A 17,110-nucleotide genomic window follows, 5' to 3' on the forward strand; every position below is an offset into this window, starting at 1 on the left:
ACATTTCTTTTGTTGTAATCGCACCGTCACACTTTCCCATTTGATGCCGAGTGTGGCACGAATAAGGCGAAAGGGGGTCAGCCGTGCCCGGCCAGCGACCGCAGACAGACCGCAAGACGCGCCGAGAGAAGAGGCCGCCAAAGCCCCTCGACGGCGACCGGCTGGAAGAACTCGCCCTGCATTATGTCTCGCGCTACGCCACGACGAAGGCGAAACTGGTGCGCTATCTCGACCGCAAGCTCCATGCCCGCGGCTGGGACCTGGAGGCGAGCGGGGGCGAACCTGCCGATCCTGCGGAAATCGCCGAACGCTTCGCCGCGCGCGGCTATCTCGACGACGAGGCCTATGCCCGGATGCGCAAGCGCGACCTGCTGCGCCGCGGATACGGGCCCCGCCGCGTAGGCGAGGCCCTGCGCGAGGCCGGGGTGGCGGAAACCATCCGCGAGGACATGGACACGGGCGCGCCCGCGCGGGCGAAGGCCGCGATCCTGATGGCACGCAAGAAACGCATCGGCCCCTTCGCGCTGGACGAAGCCGATCCCAGGACCCGCGAGAAGCACCTTGCCGCCATGCTGCGGGCAGGCCATGGTTTTTCCGAAGCGCGCCGCGTGCTGGATGCCGGCAGCGAAGAGGAACTGGACGCATGGCTGGACGAATTGACCGAATGGGAAGAATGATCGCCGCGCGCGCCACCGGGGGCACCCGGCTGCGCCTGTCGCTGGTCCTTGCAGCGCCCGCACTGGCCCTCGCCGCCTGCTCGCCCCAGCCGGCGGCCGAAGCGACGCCCGCCGCGGCAACCCAGATGCGCCATCCCGTTTCCAACCTGCCGCTGGTGCCGGTGACGGTGACGGCGGATGGCGAGGCGCATGTCTTCACCTCGGAAGTCGCCACCACGCCGGAGGCGCAGGCGCAGGGCCTGATGTTCCGCACCGAACTGGCCGACGACGAGGCGATGCTGTTCCCGCGCAGCGACCTTGGCATCGCCAGTTTCTGGATGAAGAACACGCCCATACCGCTCGACATCATCTTCATCGGGCAGGACCGCCGCATCCTGAACATCGCGGCGATGACGACGCCCTATTCGCTCGAATCGGTTTCCGCGATCGGACCCACGGCTGCGGTGCTGGAAATTCGCGGGGGCCTGGCAGAGGAACTGGGGATCGAAGCCGGCGACCGCGTCGAATGGTGATAGGGGGCGATGCGCACCACAAGCATTTGCTTGCCTCGCCACGTGGCTAGACGCTATCGGCTGGCGCCATGAGCTTCCTTGGCAAGATTTTCACCTGGTGGGACGGTGCCACCATCGGCACCAGCCTGTTCACCGCGCGCCGCGGCGAGCATGTCGGCACCGATGCGCAGGGCAACAAGTATTACCGCGCGAAGAACAAGCGGTCCGACCTTCCCACCGGCGGGTCCTATTCCGGGCGCGAGAGGCGCTGGGTCATCTATGACGGTGCGAACGATTCCAGCCGCGTGCCTCCCGAATGGCATGGCTGGCTGCACGGATCGTTCGACGGGGTGCCCGAAAGCCACCTGCCGCCGGCAAAGATCTGGGAAACCGACTATACGCCCAACGCGACCGGCACGGCGGGCGCCTATCGCCCGCAAGGCGCTCTGGAACGCGGGGGCAAGCGTGCCCGCGCGGTCGGCGATTACGAAGCGTGGACCCCCGGCGACTGATCATGGGGATTGCCCGTCCGCTGTTCCCGGTCCTTGTTGCCGCCCTCGGCCTGGCCGCGTGTTCCGACGAGGCGCCCCAGCCGGGCGCGCTGGAAACGGAAATTCCCGACGACCTGCAGACGACCGACGCCGATCAGGATGCCATCCTGTCGGAAGACGGAACCGATGCGGGCGAGGACGTGGACGAGACGGTGGTGTCGGCAGACGTCGCGCGCGCAGCCGAGATCGGCAGCCCGATGGAAGAGCGTGTCGCGACGCTGGGCCTGCTGAACAAGCGTAACAATGTCTCGCAGGATATCGAGCTGAGCCCCGGCGAATCGCGCCGCATCGGCAATATCATCATCCGCCTGTCCGCCTGCGAGCGGACCGCACCGTGGGAATTGCCGCGCGAGACGGGCGCATTCGTCCAGGTGCTGGTGCAGAATGCCGAGAACGAGGACGAGTGGGCCCGCATCTTCTCCGGCTGGCTGTTCAAGCAGACGCCGAGCGTCAATGTCGTGGAGCACCCGGTCTACAACGTCTGGGTCAAGGACTGCGCGATGAGCTTCCCCGGCGAGGAAGAGGGATCGGCTGCCGCATCGTCCAGCAGCGATTCGTAAGCCCCCACCAGGCTTTGCCGCTGGGGAATGCGGGCGGCTGCGATTTTCTCCAGATAGTCCGCCTGCGACAGCGGGACTGCCCCCAGTGATTTCAGATGCGATGTCATGAACTGGCAGTCGAAGACCCGGCAGCCCGCGCGGCGCAGCAGGCCGACCAGCCATGCCAGCGCAACCTTCGAGGCATCGGTGGTGCGGCTGAACATGCTTTCGCCGCAGAACACGCTGTCGAAGGCAACGCCATAGACCCCGCCGACGAGCCTGCCATCCTCCCGGCATTCGATGGAGTGCGCGTGCCCCGCCTCGTGCAGGCCGGCATAGCTCAACTCGATGCGCCGGCTGATCCATGTCCCCTCGGCATCGTCGCGCGGCCCCGCGCATTCGCGCACGACATCGCGAAAGGCGGTATTGCAGGTGACCTCGAACCTGCCCCGCCGGATCGTGCGGGACAGCGAGCGGGACAGGTGGAAACCGTCCAGAGGGATAATCGCCCGCTCGCGCGGCTCGACCCAGAAAACCTCGCTGTCGTCGCGCGCATCGGCCATCGGGAAAATGCCCTGCCGGTATGCCGACAGCAGCAGGTCGGGCGGAATGATGGAGGGCAGGGGAGCGTGCACCGCCGCATGATGCCGCCACCCGGCACAGGCGGCAAGCGATCAATTCATCGGCAGGCGCGTGCATTGTCTCTTGCGAAAGGGGGCAATGCTACACTAGAGGCGAGGCCGCCCTGCAGGGGTGTAGCTCAGTTGGTAGAGCATCGGTCTCCAAAACCGAGGGCCACGGGTTCGAATCCTGTCACCCCTGCCAGGGCCGTTTTTCCGGTCCGCATCGTTTTACCGTTCGCTCCGCCCAACATGGCGCGGGCGCGATGGGCGTTGGTTCGATCGTGGGCCTGGTCGTGGGCCTAGTCGCAGTCGTGGCCGGTGCATGAAAGCCACACTCGCTGCAGTTAACTGGTCGGCCCCGCCGGCCCACCCCGTCTCGTGGGAACACTTGCGCCCACTCGTGCATTACTGTCGCCGGATGGAGGGCATTTTTTTGATGGAGGTTTCCATGTCGAGTTTGTCCTTCCGCAGCAGCCGTCCGGACAAGTGGGTCAGCCCGCGGTCCCATCAGGACGCATCGCTGCGGTATATGCAGCACGGGCCCGTGCAGCCGATGGAAGAGCCGGGCTTTTTCTCCCGCCTTTTCGGCCAGCGCTGAAGGCGGCCTGATACACGCAAGAAGGGGCCGGATGCTGCGTGCATCCGGCCCCTTCTTCGTTCGTGCCGCTGGTACGCGGGGAAGCGGTGTGGGCCCTCAGTATTCCTCGGGTTCTTCCGGCGTGTCGGCAGTGTGGGTCGGACCGGCATCCTTCTGGCCGCGCGCCAGCTTGAACACCACGCCCGACAGCAGGGCCAGTGCCAGAAGGTTGGGCAGCGCCATCGCGGCGTTGGAAATGTCGCCCAGGCGCCAGACCAGCTCGCTCGGCTGCGCGGCGCCCAGGAAGATCACGATGCACCACAGCACGCGCCAGGCTATGTGCAGCTTCTTCTCGCCGCCCCGGCTGGAACCCGGAATGCGGTCATAGATGAAGGTGATGGCGCGTTCGCCGTAATAGCTCCACGTCAGCAGGGTCGTGAAGACGAACAGGATCAGCGCGACACTGGCAATCAGCACGCCGATGGGAACGCCCAGCACGTCGAGCGGGAAGGCCGCGGCAAACGCGCCGCTGGTCATCTCGAAGCCGACGCGGTCGGACTGCCACGCATGGGCCACCGCCTCGCCGCCGCCCACGAATTCGCCGCGCACGGTCAGGATGACGAGCGCGGTCATGGTGCAGATGACCAGCGTATCGATGAACGTGCCCAGCATCGCCATGCGGCCCTGCTGTTCGGGATCGTTGGTCTGCGCCACGGCGTGGGCGATCGGGGTGGAACCCTGTCCCGCCTCGTTCGAGAACAGGCCGCGCGCCACGCCTGCCCTGATCGCGATGATCAGAGCCGCACCGACGAAACCGCCGGTCGCCGCCTGCGGGTTGAAGGCTCCGTTGAAGATCAGCGAGAACGTTTCCGGCAGGTCGCCCGCATTCAGGATCAGCGCGATGGCGGCCATGACGATGTAGGACGCGGCCATGAAGGGAATGATGCTTTCGGCGACGCGTCCGATCGACTTGATGCCGCCGATGATGACGATGAAGACCAGCACGGCGGTGATCGCGCCGCCCCAGATTTCCGGCAGGCCGAACAGTTCGTTCATCCCGTCGGCCATGGCATTGGCCTGGATGGAATTGCCGGTGACCAGCGCGCTGAACAGCGTGCCGAGGCAGAAGACGATGGCAAGCCAGGTGAATTTCGGACCAAGGCCCATCATGATGTAGGTCATCGGGCCGCCGCGATAGACGCCGTCAGAGGTCTTCTCGCGGTAGCGGATGGCGAGCGAGCCTTCCGCGAAGGCCAGCGCCATGCCGAACAGCGCCGTCACCCACATCCAGAAGATCGCGCCGGGTCCGCCCAGCGCGATGGCCGTGGCGACGCCCGCAAGGTTACCCGTGCCCACCTGTCCGGACAGCGCGGTCGAAAGCGCGGCGAAGGGAGAGATTTCGCCGTCGCCTGCACCCTTGCGGCTCTTGAACAGGCCGGCAAAGGCGCTGCCCAATTTGACGATGGGATAGAAGCGCAGGCCGACCATGATCCACAGGCCGATGCCCAGCAGGATGATCGTCATCGGCGGGAAGGGCAGGACCTCCACACCGTTCCATGTCCCCGCCCAGATGAAATCCGACACGTTGGTGACAGGTGCGACCAGTCGTTCGCCTAGCGGCAATTCGGCTGGTGTGGGTGCAGGTGCAGTCATTATCTCTTGTTCCCCCAAAGGATCCCGTTCGGCGCCCAAGGCCGCTGCCGTGCTATAGCGCGCCCGTTTCACCTGCAACGGGTTTCTGGGACGATTCCGGGCAGCCCGGCGGGCTTTCTGTCCCGCCGCGTTCACTCGGCTTGCTTTTGGGGGGCGGTCCCATTAGATGCGAGCGGGTCTTTTCCGACATCGAAAAGCTTCCCAGCCCTCCCGGACCATCGTTCGGGGCGGCGCGAGGCCCTACCCGGAAGAGACGCGAGAGTTCAACGAAGAGCGAAAGCGGCAGGACCGATGGCCGAAGACACACAGAAGGCAAGCGCCCCGGCAAAGCGCAAGACGACGCCGGGCGAATTCATCCGCCAGGTGCGGACCGAAAGCAGCAAGGTCGTGTGGCCCACCCGGCAGGAAACGGTCACGACCGCGATCTTCGTCGGGATCATGGTGGTGGTCATGTCGCTGTTCTTCCTCGGCGTCGATTCGCTGTTCGGCGCGATCGTCAGCTGGCTGCTCACGCTAGCCTGATCCCGGGGGCCTGATCCTAACGGCCTGATCCGGGGGGCGATCCGGCCGGGCTTACGCAATTCACGGGCAGGCGACCTTTCAGGCACGCAATTCCCACAAGACACATCCTCACAAGACACAACGGACTGACACACATGGCACGCTGGTACATCATCCACGCCTATTCCGGTTTCGAGAACAAGGTGCGCGAGGCGATCCTCACGGAGGCCGAACGGCTGGGCCTGTCCGACGGCGTGGAAGAGGTCGAAGTGCCGACCGAAACCGTGACCGAGGTGAAGCGCGGCAAGAAGCTGCAGGTCGAACGCAAGTTCATGCCGGGCTACGTTCTGGCAAAGCTGAACATGACCGACGATGTCTATCACCTGGTCAAGAACACGCCGAAGGTGACCGGATTCCTGGGCACCAACAACAAGCCGCAGGCCATTTCCGAGAAAGAGGCCGCACGCTATTTCGGCGGTGTCGAGGAAGCGAAGAACGCGCCCAAGAAGGACATCAGCGTCGATTACGAAATCGGCGACCAGATCAAGGTGCTCGACGGCCCCTTCGCCAGCTTCAACGGCGTTGTGGAGGAGCTCGATTTCGACAAGGCGAAGGTCAAGGTCAGCGTGTCCATCTTCGGCCGCGCGACCCCGGTCGAACTCGACTTCGAACAGGTCGAACTGGTCAAGTAATCAGGGCCGCTGCGCTCCAGGGAACCGCCCGGCGGGCACGTATGGTTCGCCCTAGCGGACGCAGGCGGTTTCTTCCTCGCTCTTGATCCGGGTGGCGATGGTGTTGGTGCGCAAGGTGACGCCGCGCGCCTCGCATCGCTTGAGCTGGAAGCGCACGCGGCGTTCCCCGAAATCGAGCGATACGCGGCGGAACTGTTCCATCAGGTCCGTGCCCAGCAGCAGCGACGGCTTGTCGGCGATACCGAATACCTCGAACGGAGGGATGTCGGCAAAGACGATGGGAACCTTCGTCAGGGTGATGGGGCCGATCTTCAGCTTGTTCACGATGGCGAATTCGACTTCGATCGCCTTGCCCGTCACGCCGTAGACGGTGGCGGTCCGCAGGTCGCGCGGGCGGCGTGCCTTCAGTTTTTCGCGCAGCAGCGAATTGCCGATCGTGACCTCGGTCCCGGTATCGACCACGGCGTCGACCGCTTCGCGGCCCGCCTTCACCTCGGTCAGGATCAACTGTCCGCGCTGCATTCGCGCGGTGACGACGATGATGCCGTCGCGGTCGACAAAGCCTGCGCGTCCGGCCCCGTCATCCACCGTGATGATGCGTTTCTCGAAATCCAGCATCAGGCGCTGTTCGACCAGCGCGTCCAGCCCGATCATCCCGTCCCCGCCCAAATCCTTTTCCTCCAGCACGGGCAATTCCAGGTCGGTCGTGACGGTCGGCCCCAGCCGCAGCTCGTCCACCAGCACGCGGTCCACCACCTTGCTTTCCGTGACGGCGTGCAGGAGCACCGGCGTGCCGTCCTCGAGTGCCAGTTCGCCTGCCAGTTTCCTGCCGATGACGGAGGTGTCGGCGCCGCTGTCGACGACGAAGCGATAGGGTCCCTTGCCGTTCACATGGGTGACCACGGTCATGCGGCTGCGCAGCTTGCGCGCCTCGATGTCCTCGCCGCCGATTTCCAGTGCCTCGTCGATCAGGGCCGGGGTGGGCGGCTGCAGGCGCTCCGATGTCGCGGCCGGGGCGTCTTGCGCGAGCGCAACGGCTGGCAGCAGCGCGGCGAGAAGGCCGGAAAGGGGACGGAAAATCGGCATGGCGGAACGGGTATCATGCGGGGCATGAACCGGAAATGGCCCGGAATGGCAGCCCACTCTCCCTCGGCGCATCATGAGAAAATGCTGTCCTACACGCGCTTTACCGCTCATGGGGTTCGGCAGGAGATGAGGGTGTTTTCGCGTCGCCACCCGAGGATGTGTCAACTTCGTAATCGTGGATTTCCGGCTTGTTTTCAATGGGTTGTAAGGCTTGGGCGGGATCGGGCCGTGTCAACATTGTCAACTTCGCCGAGGGTGGGGGTCGGCCATGGCGGAATCGGTTGATTTTCGTGGCCCCGCCGACTATCTGGCGCGCTTCCACGGCACAGCTTTGGAAAACCGCTGCGGGAGGTGTGTTCGTGGATGCACCGCCTGACCGCTTACCATGAGCCTGCAGCCGCCGTGCGGCAGGCAACAGTGAGAAAAGGAGGCCATCATGGCCAAGAAGATCGAAGGTTACATCAACCTTCAGGTGCCCGCCGGCGCCGCAAACCCGTCCCCGCCGATCGGCCCTGCGCTGGGTCAGCGCGGCGTCAACATCATGGAATTCTGCAAGGCGTTCAACGCCGCCACGCAGGACCTCGAGAAGAACGCCCCGATCCCGACCAAGATCACGGTTTATGCCGATCGCAGCTTCTCGTTCGAGACGAAGACGCCGCCGGCCAGCTACATGATCAAGAAGGCGATGAAGATCAAATCGGGTTCGAAGGAGCCGGGCAAGGACATCATCGGTTCGATCAAGACGAGCCAGCTTACCGAAATCGCAGAGGCCAAGATGAAGGACCTCAACGCAAACGACATCGAACAGGCGACGAAGATCATCGCCGGTAGCGCCCGTTCCATGGGCCTCGAAGTGGTGGAGGGCTGATCATGGCGACACTGACCAAGGCACAGAAGGCGCGGGCCGAGAAGCTCGACCCGGAAGCCGTTTACAGCTTCGATGACGCGCTGGCCCTGCTGCGCGAATACGGTTCCAAGAAGTTCGACGAAACCGTCGAGATCGCGATGAACCTGGGCGTCGACCCGCGCCATGCCGACCAGATGGTTCGAGGCATGGTCGCCCTGCCGAGCGGCACGGGCAAGGACGTGAAGGTCGCTGTCTTCGCCAAGGGCGACAACGCAGACAAGGCGCTGGCTGCCGGTGCCGACAAGGTCGGTGCGGAAGACCTGATGGAAGACATGCAGGCAGGCAATCTCGACTACGACCGCGTGATCGCCACCCCCGACATGATGGGTGTCGTCGGCCGCCTCGGTAAGGTGCTGGGTCCCAAGGGCCTGATGCCGAACCCGAAGCTGGGCACCGTGACCCCGAACGTGGAACAGGCCGTGAAGGACGCCAAGGGAGGCCAGGTCGAATTCCGCGTGGAGAAGCAGGGCATCGTGCACTCGGGCATCGGCAAGCTGTCCTTCAAGGATGCCGACCTGAAGACGAATTTTGACGCCTTCACCAGCGCGATCGTCAAGGCGAAGCCCTCGGGCGCGAAGGGCAAGTATCTTCGCAAGCTGTCGATCACCTCGACCATGGGTCCGGGCCTGAAGATCGACACCAGCAGCATCGAAGGCGACTGATACTTTCAGGCTGTCCTACAGGACTGCACATGGATTACGGGGCCGGGGGAGCAATCCTCCGGCCCCTTTTCCATGGGCCCTGCGGCAGGCGGGACGGGCGTGGGCGGAAAGATTGCCTCTCCCGGGCGTTGAAGGGGAAAGCAATCGAAAGGAAAATACCATGGGCGCCCTCTGGACAGCCGTCACCATCATCGGACCGATCCTGCTGATCGGCATCATCGTCTTCGCCTGGAAAAACAACCGCGATGCCTCGCGCGATTCGATCGCAAAGGCCGATCGCGGCGCTCAGAAGCTGCAGGACGAGATCGAGCGGGACCAGACGACTGTGTGAACGGAAGTTTGATTTGGAGGGGCGGGCCTAACCGGTCTGTCCTTCATCCTCGGCGGCGGTTTTCCGTGTGCCTAATTGCCGGGCATAGAGCCACCCGATGCCGAGCAGGCTGAAGCCCAGCGCCATGAAGCTGGCAATCCTCAGCAGGCCCTCCAGCGCAGCGGCATCGACCAGGAACACCTTCGCCACGGCCAGCACCATCAGGACCAGCGAACCGATGCGCCAGCTCTGTTCGTCGCGCATCCGCCCCAGGAGCAGGAATGCAATGGCGAGGACGATGCCCAGCAACGAACGCATCAGGTCCTCGGTCTGACCGAGGGGCTGCGAGGTCAGCACCGACCCGGCGAACATCTGTCGCAGCAGCGCGAGGGCGACGGCAACGACGATGGTCATTGCTACTGCATCGAGTGCCTGCCGCAGTCGGACTTGGGCTCTGCCGACAAGTGCACGCCGGATGATCCAGGTCGCAGCCAGGCCGACAGTGCCTGCGGCGAGGGCAAGGTTGGCGATCGGAACGGGGCCGACAGCCTGCGCTGTCAGAAGCGGGTTGTGCACTCCGCCTGTGAACCACGTGAAGTGCGCAAGCGACAACGCCGCCACAGCGGTCCCGAGCATGGGATGCGCGCCGATCCGCGGCAGTGGGCGCGACAGGGCCATCGCGGTGCCCAGCAAAATCGCCTGCCAGAGCGTGCGCTCCGCCAGTGCCTGCTCCACGAACGCGGTCCGTGTCTCGATGTTGAAGAGCTGCTTGAACGCGATGTGCAGCACGACGAGCAGCGTAGCGGCTGCCACGTATTCCGGGAGATTGGCCGGAATCGAGGAAGGCAGTTTCAAGCCCCTTTTCAGTGCCAGCGCTGCAACGGCGAAGGGCAGGATTTTCAGCAGTCCGGTCCGCCAGTCGGGCCAGTCGAATGCCAGCGGTGCAAGGCCGGCGGCGGCATCCATGCCGGTCGCAAGCCATTCCGCCACCGGGCCGAGTGCCCAGAGCGCGCAGATCGCGACCAGCACCGCACGGCCTGCAAAGCTTTCGAAACGAGCGGCTGAAAGTCCCGCTGCGGCTACAGCGACGGCCCAAGGCAGCACGCTGTCCGGCATGATTTGCGCGATCAGCCCATACCCTGCCGCTGCAGCAATGCCTTGCGCGGTACGTGCGATAGGCTGCCGCGCACGCCACGCCCACAGGGCTAGCGCGGCAAAAACGGAACCCCAGCGGAGCATGGCCCGCAGGTCGACACCGTCGTCGTTCCCCGCACCGAGGCGAAGGACCTCGCTTTCGGTTCCGTTCGACACGAGCAGGACGATGACGGCCAGGGTTGCGAAGCCCGCAGCAAGAATACCGGATGGCCTGTCTGTCCGGCGATGTGTCACCGCGACCGTACCGGCCAGCGCCAGGGCAGCGAAGAGGGGCGAAACCCATGACGGGGTGACCAGCAAGGCCCCGCCGAACAGCAACAGGATGGCAGATGCAGAGAGGCTCGCGAACCACACGGTCCGGCTCTCATCGGCTCGGATCAGCCAGGTCCCGGCAGCAGGTATGGCCGCCAGCGCAAAGCACCAGATCGCGGGCAATGGCTCGACGATATCCTCGGCAGGCTGGCCGGTGACTGCATAAATACCGGCGGCCAGCGCAATGGGGCCTGCGGCAACCTGCCCGAAATCGGCGAAATCGGCGCGTTGCCGAGCGATATGGACCAGCGGGATCACCATGAAGATCGCGGCAATGAATGCAGCGATTACATGGAAGATCGGGGTAATCGGCAGACCATACTGGGTAAGCAAGCCGACCGCGATCACCATGGCGACGGCGCTGGCCTCTCGCAATTCGCGCCGCGTCCATGCCAGCGCCGCCAGCGCTGCACCCATGAGCAGGTAAAGTCCCCACGCCAGCGCTCCGTCACCCGCCCGGTCGACCAGGATGGCAAGTTGCAGGCTGGCGAGAAAGGCGGAGGCGAGACGGACAGGGCGCACGAATGACCCGCCCGCCATCAGCGCGGGCAGGACCGCGCCGAGCGTGACGAGATAGAAACCGAGGGCCAACACCGCTGCGGTCCCGAAATCTTCCGCCAAGAGCAACAGCAGGCCCCAGCCCAGCCCTGCGACCAGGGCCGCCATCGACAGCCACGGACGGCCCTGGCGGTTGCCAGCCTGCGACAGGCCCGCGGTCACGAGGCCGAGATAGATTGTCAGGAGCGGCAGGTTCGCCTCTTCCCCGCCGACCAGCAGCGGCGCCGCAAACCCGCCGACCAGTCCGAGGATCGCGCATGGCAGGCCAAAGCGGAAGGACAGGGCAATCGCGCCCGCCGTCACCGCTGCCAGACCGATAAAGGCGAATGTCTGCCCGATCAGACCATATTGCGTCCCGGCGAGGTAAAACCCGGCATAAAGCGTCGCCAGACCTGCCCCGGCAAGCGCCTGACGTATCCGGGGATCCCCGATGAGGTCTGGCTTTCGATAGGAAAACTCCGCCCCTGCAAGCAGGCCGAGCCCGAAGACGAAAGCCATAGCGACGCGCACCGACGGCGTGACCAGTCCGGCTTCGATGGAATATCGCACGAGCAGGATGCCCGCGATGGCCAGGGTGATGCCGCCAACCCAGATCGGCAGCTTGCGACCGAAAATGTCCTCTATGTCGAAGCGGGGCTTTCGAGCCGGTTCGACCTCTTTTTCAGCCTCGGTCGCATCGCCGAAGAAAGCGCCGTCCTGCGCGTGCTCTGGAGACGCAGGAACGCTGCCGGGCAGGGATGCCGGCACTTCATCCGTGTCGGAAACAGGCTCTGGCTGCGAGCCCGGGGCTTCCGGTTCGGTCGGCCGCTCCAGAGGTTCGGAGCGAATGGCGGCGGCCGGCTGTTCACTGCTGACAATAGTAACGGAGGGCGGTGCACTCGCGGCATCCGACTGGTCGCGGACCAGTAGCCCGTCTTCCAGCAGTTCCATGCGGCGCTTGAGCTCGCGGACCTGGTTCATGAGCCAGCCGACCGCGCCCACAAGGGCGAGTATGATCAGAACTTCCACACGGCCCCCTTCGCCACTGTCGAACCACTAGGGGGTGCAGGCGGGCAGGAAGTCAAGCCGCCTCGCGGCGGGGTCAGATACCGCCCGGCGTGAAATCGAGCCCGGCAGTGCCCAGCGCATCGCAAAGCGTATGGACGCAGCTCGACAGTTCTTCGGCATCGACGGACCGGATCACGAAATTGGCCCCTACCTTGCCTTCGCGGAAGAAGGGGTAGCTGCCGATCTGGCATTGTTCGTGCGCAGCTTCCGTCTCGCGCAGGATATCGGCGACTTCGCTTTCGGAGGTCCAGCAGCCGATCGTCTCGCTTTTCAGCGGCATTCCGCCTTCCAGCGTTCCGGTGAGCGCATCGAGCATTCCAGCCGTGATGTGCGGCACGCCCGCCATCAGAAAGACGTTGCCAATCCGGATGCCGGGCGCCCCGGACATACGGTTCGGAATAAGGTCCGCCCCGTCGGGCACGCGTGCCATGCGCAGCCGGGCTTCTGTCAGTCCGCCCGGCTTGTCGGCATAATAGCGTTCCAGCAAAGCGCGGGCATCGGGATGGATGACGACGCCTGTGCCCAGCGCGCGGGCCACTGCATCGACGGTGATATCGTCGTGGGTCGGCCCGATACCCCCCGTGGTGAAAAGATAGTCGTTCGCCTCGCGCAGGGCGTTCACCGCTTCGACGATACGGTCCTCCACGTCGGGGACGACGCGGACTTCGGCCAGCCTGATGCCCTGCATCTGCAGCCAGCTCGCGACCTGCGCGATGTTCTTGTCATGCGTGCGGCCCGACAGGATTTCGTCGCCGATCACGACGAGACCCGCGGTCCAGATCCGGTTGCTGCCTGTTGCGCTCATGTGGTGCGATTAGGGGAGGGCGAAGCTGTTGGCCAGCTTGCCCTTTCGCCCATGCTACTCCGCTGCCTCCAGCCGGTTTTCCTGCCGCCCGGCCTCGCCGCCGGCGCGGCGGAAAACGAGAAGCCCGTCATCGACCAGGTCCGTTTCCATGCGCTTCCTGTCGAGCACGTATTCCTGGTTCAGCCGCCAGGGATACTGCACCGCGTTCTTCGGCATGATATGCTTCGACCGCTGGATATAGCCGGAAGAAAAATCGAAGATGTCGTCTTCCTCGAGCGCGGCTTCCTGCTGCGGGGACAGTCTGGCCACGGCAATGTCGGTGCCCGTTTCCTTCATATGGTTCAGGACCCGGCAGACATATTCGGAATTGATGTCGGCGCGCAGGGTCCAGCTGGCATTGAGATAGCCGAACACGACGGCAAGGTTGGGCACGTTGGAGAACATGCAGCCCTTGTAATAGAACCGTTCGGCAAAGTTGACGGCGCTGCCGTCCACACTGGTGGCGATCTTGCCGCAGACGGCCAGTTTCAGTCCGGTAGCGGTCACGATGATGTCGGCATCGAGGCGCTCGCCCGATTCCAGCTCTACACCGCCTCCCACGAAGCGGGCGATGCGACCCGTCTTGATGCTGGCGCGGCCGGCCTTCATCGCCTCGAACAGGTCGGCATCGGGGACGAGGCAAAGGCGCTGGTCCCACGGATCGTAAGGCGGGGTGAAGGTGGCCTTGTCGTAATCCGGCCCGAGCGCTTTCTCGATCCGCTTGTGCAGCCCTTCCTTGACCTTTTCCGGCTTGTTGCGCGCCAGTTTGAAGGCGAAATCCTGCATCCGGATGTTCTTGAACCGGGTGATGCGATACGCGGTCTTTTCCGGCAGGATCTTGCGCAGCGTATTGGCCATCCAGTCTTTCGCAGGGCGAGAGAACATCCAGGTCGGCGTACGCTGCAACATGGTCACATGGGCCGCCTTGTCCGCCATCGACGGGACAATGGTGACGGCGGTCGCGCCGGACCCGATGACGATCACTTTCTTGCCACTGTAATCGAGATCGTCGGGCCAGAATTGCGGATGGATGACTTGCCCCGTGTAATCGCCCAGTTCGAATCCGGGGTCATAGGGCTCGTCGTAATCGTAATAGCCGGAGCCGAGATAGAGCCAGTTCGCCGTCAGGCGCTTGCGGTCCCCGTCCGGCGTTTCGACGGTCACGGTCCAGCGCGCGTCGGAACTGTCGAAGTCGGCCGAGACCACGCGGTGGGCATAGCGGATGTGCTGGCGAATGCCGCGCTCGTCCACGATCCGGTTCAGGTACTCCATGATGGCCGGAGCATCGGCGATGGTTTTCTCGTGCTTCCATGGTTCGAAAGAGAAACCCAGCGTGTGCATGTCGCTGTCGGACCGTATGCCGGGATACCGGAACAGGTCCCACGTCCCGCCCAGGTTCTCCCGCATCTCCAGGATGCCGTACTCATGCCCCGGGCACTGCATTTCCATGTGTGCGGCCATGCCGATCCCGGAGATCCCGGCACCGACGATCAGGACGTCGAAATCGGTTTTCCTCTCGTCGCGACTGGCCTGGGTCTTTTCTGTGCCCATTGGTTCGGTCCTCTCTTGCAACCGAACAATGTGTAAGGGACGCATGCCCGATTGGCGAGTCCCCTGTGCCGAAGGCCATATCGACCGGAAATTCCGGGCGGTTTTAACGGCTGACGCTTTCGCATTGCTGGGCTAGTCGGGCGGCATGACCCGTTACCTCGCTTCCGCTTCGCTTGTCGTTCTCGTCTCCGCTCCGGCGCTGGCCCAGGAAAATCCGGACGAGGCAACGGCCGAGATCGTGGTCATCGGCAAAGGGCTGCCGGAGACGCCGTCGACGCCGGCCTACGCCACCCGCACGATCGAGCGAGAAACCATCGTGACGACAGCATCGGGCCGCATCGAGGACGCGCTGTCTTCCGTGGCCGGGTTCCAGCAATTTCGCCGCTCGGACAGTCGTTCGTCGAACCCAACGGCGCAGGGGGTGACCTTGCGGGCGCTGGGCGGAAACGCGACCAGCCGGGCGCTGGTCACTCTGGACGGAGTGCCGGTGAACGACCCGTTCTTCGGATATACGCCCTTTGCCGCGCTGGTTCCCGAGCAGCTGTCCGCCATTGCGGTCACGCGCGGCGGCGGGTCCGGCCCGTTCGGCGCGGGCGCGCTGGCGGGGACGATCGCCATGCAGAGCGCAGGACCGGGCGACCTCCGACCCGTAACCGCGTCGCTGCTGGTGAACGACCGCGCAGAGACCGAGGCCGCTGCAACCGCACTTGCCGAACTCGGCGCCGGGTTTGTGTCCGTGACCGGACGTTGGGACCGGGGGCAGGGCTTCTTCACCACGCCCGAAGACCAGCGCGTGCCGGCAACAGCGCGGGCGGCCTTCGATGCGCGGTCCGGACAGGTACGGGCCGTCTTTCCTGTCGCCGAAACCGTCGACCTGCAGGCGCGCGTTCTTGCGTTCGAGGACAACCGGACCCTTCGGTTCGATGGTGCGGACAGCTCTGCCAGCGGGCAGGATGCGAGCGTCCGGCTGGTCGGGCGCGGCGACTGGCAGTTCGACGCCCTGGCCTATGTCCAGGCGCGCAACTTCTCCAATGTCGTTATCAGCTCGACCCGCTTCGTGAAGGTCCTCGACCAGAGCAATACGCCCTCGACCGGGCTGGGCGGCAAGCTGGAAGTGCGGCCCCCGGTCGGCCCGGACAATGTCCTGCGTCTTGGCGTGGATTACCGCCGCAGCGAGGGCGAGTTGCAGGAACAGCCCTTCAGCGCGTTTTCCGGCAATCTGACCGCGAGGCGCCGTGCCGGGGGTACGACGACCGATCTGGGGCTGTTCGCAGAGCATGACTGGACGCGCGGTCCGCTGGTCCTGACGGGCGGCATACGCGCCGATCGCACCACTGTGACCGATGGTTTCTTCAGGGAAAGCGATCCTGCCGGCAGAGTCGTTTTCGAGAACCGGTTTGCGGATCGAAGCGACTGGACCGTGACCGGCCGCGGCGGCCTCGTATTCGAGGTGTCCGACGTGGTGTCCCTGCGCGCGGCTGCCTATAGCGGGCTGCGACTGCCCACGCTCAATGAGCTTTACCGGCCTTTCGTGGTCTTCCCCGTCTTCACTTCGGCCAATGCCGAGCTCGAGAACGAGGAACTCGTGGGCTACGAAGCCGGTATCGACTGGCGACCGGCCAGCGATGTCGAACTGACCGTGACAGCCTTCGACAACCGCGTGGAGAACGCGATTGCGAACGTCACCCTGACGCCGACCCAACGGCAGCGGCAGAACCTGCCGGCAATCGACGCGCAAGGGGTAGAGGCAGGCGCGAGGATTTCTCGCGGGCCGTGGCGGTTCGACGGGGCGATCGCCTACACCGATGCGCGTATCGACGGGGAGGGTGCATCGCTTTCGCTCGACGGCAATCGTCCACCCCAGACGCCGGAATGGGCGGCATCGGCAACGCTGTCTTTCGAACCGCGCCAGGGGTTGAAGATTGCAGCCACGCTCCGCCATGTCGGCAAGCAGTTCGAAAGCGATGATGAAACCGGGGTCCTCCCTGCCGCCACCACGTGGGGAGCCTTCGCCAGTTTCCCGCTCACCGACAGGCTGGGACTGGTTTTCCGGGCGGAGAACATCTTCGACGAGGAAATCGTCACGCGCAATGCGAACGGTGCCATCGACCTCGGCGTGCCGCGAACGGTGTGGGGCGGCCTTCGATACGACTTCTAGAAGGGAGAGCGCTTCGGAACGGGAGCAATACCACGTCGGGCTTCGAAATACGCGACCGGACATGGCTTATAACAGCGCGCAGCGGGTCTGCTATCGCATCGATGAAAGTATGATCGAACGGCTGGGAAATGGCGGAAACGGAGTCCGTATAATAATGGATATCAAAGAATTGATATAACAAAGATAATAGATAATCAATTTTACGTTATCCCAAAT

17 protein-coding genes and 1 tRNA gene are annotated in these 17,110 nt (G+C 64.4%); 12 read left to right on the top strand and 6 right to left on the bottom strand.

Annotated elements, in window-relative coordinates; translation table 11 throughout:
- Positions 1-83: 83 nt before the first annotated feature.
- The 4 genes from PF049_04210 to PF049_04225 all read left to right on the top strand — a co-directional run bounded on the left by PF049_04210 (position 84) and on the right by PF049_04225 (position 2,279).
- The gene (locus tag PF049_04210; GenBank protein WBY17367.1) at positions 84-677 is read left to right on the top strand and encodes a RecX family transcriptional regulator; all 594 of its coding nucleotides are present in this window, start codon (positions 84-86) and stop codon (positions 675-677) included.
- Positions 674-1,189, top strand: a complete 516-nt coding sequence (locus PF049_04215; GenBank protein ID WBY17368.1) for a DUF192 domain-containing protein — start codon at positions 674-676, stop codon at positions 1,187-1,189. Before PF049_04210 ends, PF049_04215 begins: the two co-directional genes overlap by 4 nt.
- A 68-nt stretch (positions 1,190-1,257) precedes the next feature.
- The gene (locus tag PF049_04220) at positions 1,258-1,680 is read left to right on the top strand and encodes an NADH:ubiquinone oxidoreductase subunit NDUFA12 (protein ID WBY17369.1); all 423 of its coding nucleotides are present in this window, start codon (positions 1,258-1,260) and stop codon (positions 1,678-1,680) included.
- 2 nt (positions 1,681-1,682) lie between these two features.
- Entirely contained in the window at positions 1,683-2,279 is a 597-nt protein-coding gene (locus PF049_04225; protein ID WBY17370.1) for a DUF2155 domain-containing protein, read from the top strand.
- Here the strand turns inward: PF049_04225 and aat are convergent.
- Positions 2,192-2,893 (bottom strand): leucyl/phenylalanyl-tRNA--protein transferase, encoded by a 702-nt coding sequence (gene aat, locus PF049_04230; protein ID WBY17371.1) that lies wholly within the window; start codon positions 2,891-2,893, stop codon positions 2,192-2,194. The genes PF049_04225 and aat overlap by 88 nt on opposite strands.
- Positions 2,894-3,007: 114 nt before the next feature.
- Here aat and PF049_04235 point away from each other — a divergent pair.
- Both PF049_04235 and PF049_04240 read left to right on the top strand, forming a co-directional pair.
- Positions 3,008-3,083: transfer RNA gene (locus PF049_04235), tRNA-Trp, on the top strand.
- A 246-nt stretch (positions 3,084-3,329) separates the two neighbouring features.
- Positions 3,330-3,479, top strand: a complete 150-nt coding sequence (locus tag PF049_04240; GenBank protein ID WBY17372.1) for a hypothetical protein — start codon at positions 3,330-3,332, stop codon at positions 3,477-3,479.
- Positions 3,480-3,575: 96 nt separating this feature from the next.
- Here the strand turns inward: PF049_04240 and PF049_04245 are convergent, their stop codons facing one another.
- A complete protein-coding gene (locus tag PF049_04245) occupies positions 3,576-5,111 on the bottom strand; it encodes an alanine/glycine:cation symporter family protein (protein ID WBY17373.1) in 1,536 nt (511 codons plus the stop codon).
- A 291-nt stretch (positions 5,112-5,402) separates the two neighbouring features.
- On the opposite strand from PF049_04245, the gene secE reads away from it, so the two are divergent.
- The gene (gene secE, locus PF049_04250) at positions 5,403-5,633 is read left to right on the top strand and encodes a preprotein translocase subunit SecE (GenBank protein ID WBY17374.1); all 231 of its coding nucleotides are present in this window, start codon (positions 5,403-5,405) and stop codon (positions 5,631-5,633) included.
- Between the two features lie 134 nt (positions 5,634-5,767).
- Positions 5,768-6,304 (top strand): transcription termination/antitermination protein NusG, encoded by a 537-nt coding sequence (gene nusG / locus PF049_04255; GenBank protein ID WBY17375.1) that lies wholly within the window; start codon positions 5,768-5,770, stop codon positions 6,302-6,304.
- A 51-nt stretch (positions 6,305-6,355) separates the two neighbouring features.
- On the opposite strand, the gene PF049_04260 is transcribed toward nusG, so the two are convergent.
- Positions 6,356-7,390 carry a retroviral-like aspartic protease family protein gene (locus tag PF049_04260; protein ID WBY17376.1) on the bottom strand — a complete coding sequence of 345 codons (1,035 nt, stop codon included), beginning with the start codon at positions 7,388-7,390 and terminating at the stop codon, positions 6,356-6,358.
- 436 nt (positions 7,391-7,826) lie between these two features.
- Between PF049_04260 and rplK the strand changes: the two genes are divergently transcribed.
- The 3 genes from rplK (at position 7,827) to PF049_04275 (ending at position 9,290) form a co-directional block, all read left to right on the top strand.
- A complete protein-coding gene (gene rplK, locus PF049_04265; protein ID WBY17377.1) occupies positions 7,827-8,258 on the top strand; it encodes a 50S ribosomal protein L11 in 432 nt (143 codons plus the stop codon).
- Positions 8,259-8,260: 2 nt separating this feature from the next.
- Positions 8,261-8,959, top strand: coding sequence for a 50S ribosomal protein L1 (gene rplA / locus PF049_04270; protein ID WBY17378.1), 699 nt, complete (start codon positions 8,261-8,263; stop codon positions 8,957-8,959).
- Between the two features lie 160 nt (positions 8,960-9,119).
- A complete protein-coding gene (locus tag PF049_04275; protein WBY17379.1) occupies positions 9,120-9,290 on the top strand; it encodes a hypothetical protein in 171 nt (56 codons plus the stop codon).
- Between the two features lie 27 nt (positions 9,291-9,317).
- On the opposite strand, the gene PF049_04280 is transcribed toward PF049_04275, so the two are convergent.
- The 3 genes from PF049_04280 to PF049_04290 form a co-directional block, all read right to left on the bottom strand.
- Positions 9,318-12,302, bottom strand: a complete 2,985-nt coding sequence (locus PF049_04280) for a DUF2339 domain-containing protein (protein WBY17380.1) — start codon at positions 12,300-12,302, stop codon at positions 9,318-9,320.
- 73 nt (positions 12,303-12,375) lie between these two features.
- Entirely contained in the window at positions 12,376-13,146 is a 771-nt protein-coding gene (locus PF049_04285) for a molybdopterin-binding protein (GenBank protein WBY17381.1), read from the bottom strand.
- Positions 13,147-13,200: 54 nt separating this feature from the next.
- A complete protein-coding gene (locus PF049_04290) occupies positions 13,201-14,736 on the bottom strand; it encodes an NAD(P)/FAD-dependent oxidoreductase (protein ID WBY17382.1) in 1,536 nt (511 codons plus the stop codon).
- A gap of 145 nt (positions 14,737-14,881) precedes the next feature.
- On the opposite strand from PF049_04290, the gene PF049_04295 reads away from it, so the two are divergent.
- Positions 14,882-16,894: a TonB-dependent receptor gene (locus tag PF049_04295; protein ID WBY17383.1), complete on the top strand. Its 2,013-nt coding sequence runs from the start codon at positions 14,882-14,884 to the stop codon at positions 16,892-16,894.
- The last annotated feature ends 216 nt before the right edge of the window (positions 16,895-17,110 follow it).

This window comes from Erythrobacteraceae bacterium WH01K (assembly GCA_027941995.1).
Lineage (GTDB): Bacteria > Pseudomonadota > Alphaproteobacteria > Sphingomonadales > Sphingomonadaceae > CAJXSN01.

Coding starts and splice junctions, on each gene's coding strand:
- PF049_04215 (WBY17368.1), top strand. CDS start 674: ATGATCGCCGCGCGCGCCACCGGGGGCACCCGGCTGCGCCTGTCGCTG.
- PF049_04220 (WBY17369.1), top strand. CDS start 1,258: ATGAGCTTCCTTGGCAAGATTTTCACCTGGTGGGACGGTGCCACCATC.
- PF049_04225 (WBY17370.1), top strand. CDS start 1,683: ATGGGGATTGCCCGTCCGCTGTTCCCGGTCCTTGTTGCCGCCCTCGGC.
- PF049_04240 (WBY17372.1), top strand. CDS start 3,330: ATGTCGAGTTTGTCCTTCCGCAGCAGCCGTCCGGACAAGTGGGTCAGC.
- PF049_04245 (WBY17373.1), bottom strand. CDS start 5,111: ATGACTGCACCTGCACCCACACCAGCCGAATTGCCGCTAGGCGAACGA.
- secE (WBY17374.1), top strand. CDS start 5,403: ATGGCCGAAGACACACAGAAGGCAAGCGCCCCGGCAAAGCGCAAGACG.
- nusG (WBY17375.1), top strand. CDS start 5,768: ATGGCACGCTGGTACATCATCCACGCCTATTCCGGTTTCGAGAACAAG.
- PF049_04260 (WBY17376.1), bottom strand. CDS start 7,390: ATGCCGATTTTCCGTCCCCTTTCCGGCCTTCTCGCCGCGCTGCTGCCA.
- rplK (WBY17377.1), top strand. CDS start 7,827: ATGGCCAAGAAGATCGAAGGTTACATCAACCTTCAGGTGCCCGCCGGC.
- rplA (WBY17378.1), top strand. CDS start 8,261: ATGGCGACACTGACCAAGGCACAGAAGGCGCGGGCCGAGAAGCTCGAC.
- PF049_04275 (WBY17379.1), top strand. CDS start 9,120: ATGGGCGCCCTCTGGACAGCCGTCACCATCATCGGACCGATCCTGCTG.
- PF049_04285 (WBY17381.1), bottom strand. CDS start 13,146: ATGAGCGCAACAGGCAGCAACCGGATCTGGACCGCGGGTCTCGTCGTG.
- PF049_04290 (WBY17382.1), bottom strand. CDS start 14,736: ATGGGCACAGAAAAGACCCAGGCCAGTCGCGACGAGAGGAAAACCGAT.
- PF049_04295 (WBY17383.1), top strand. CDS start 14,882: ATGACCCGTTACCTCGCTTCCGCTTCGCTTGTCGTTCTCGTCTCCGCT.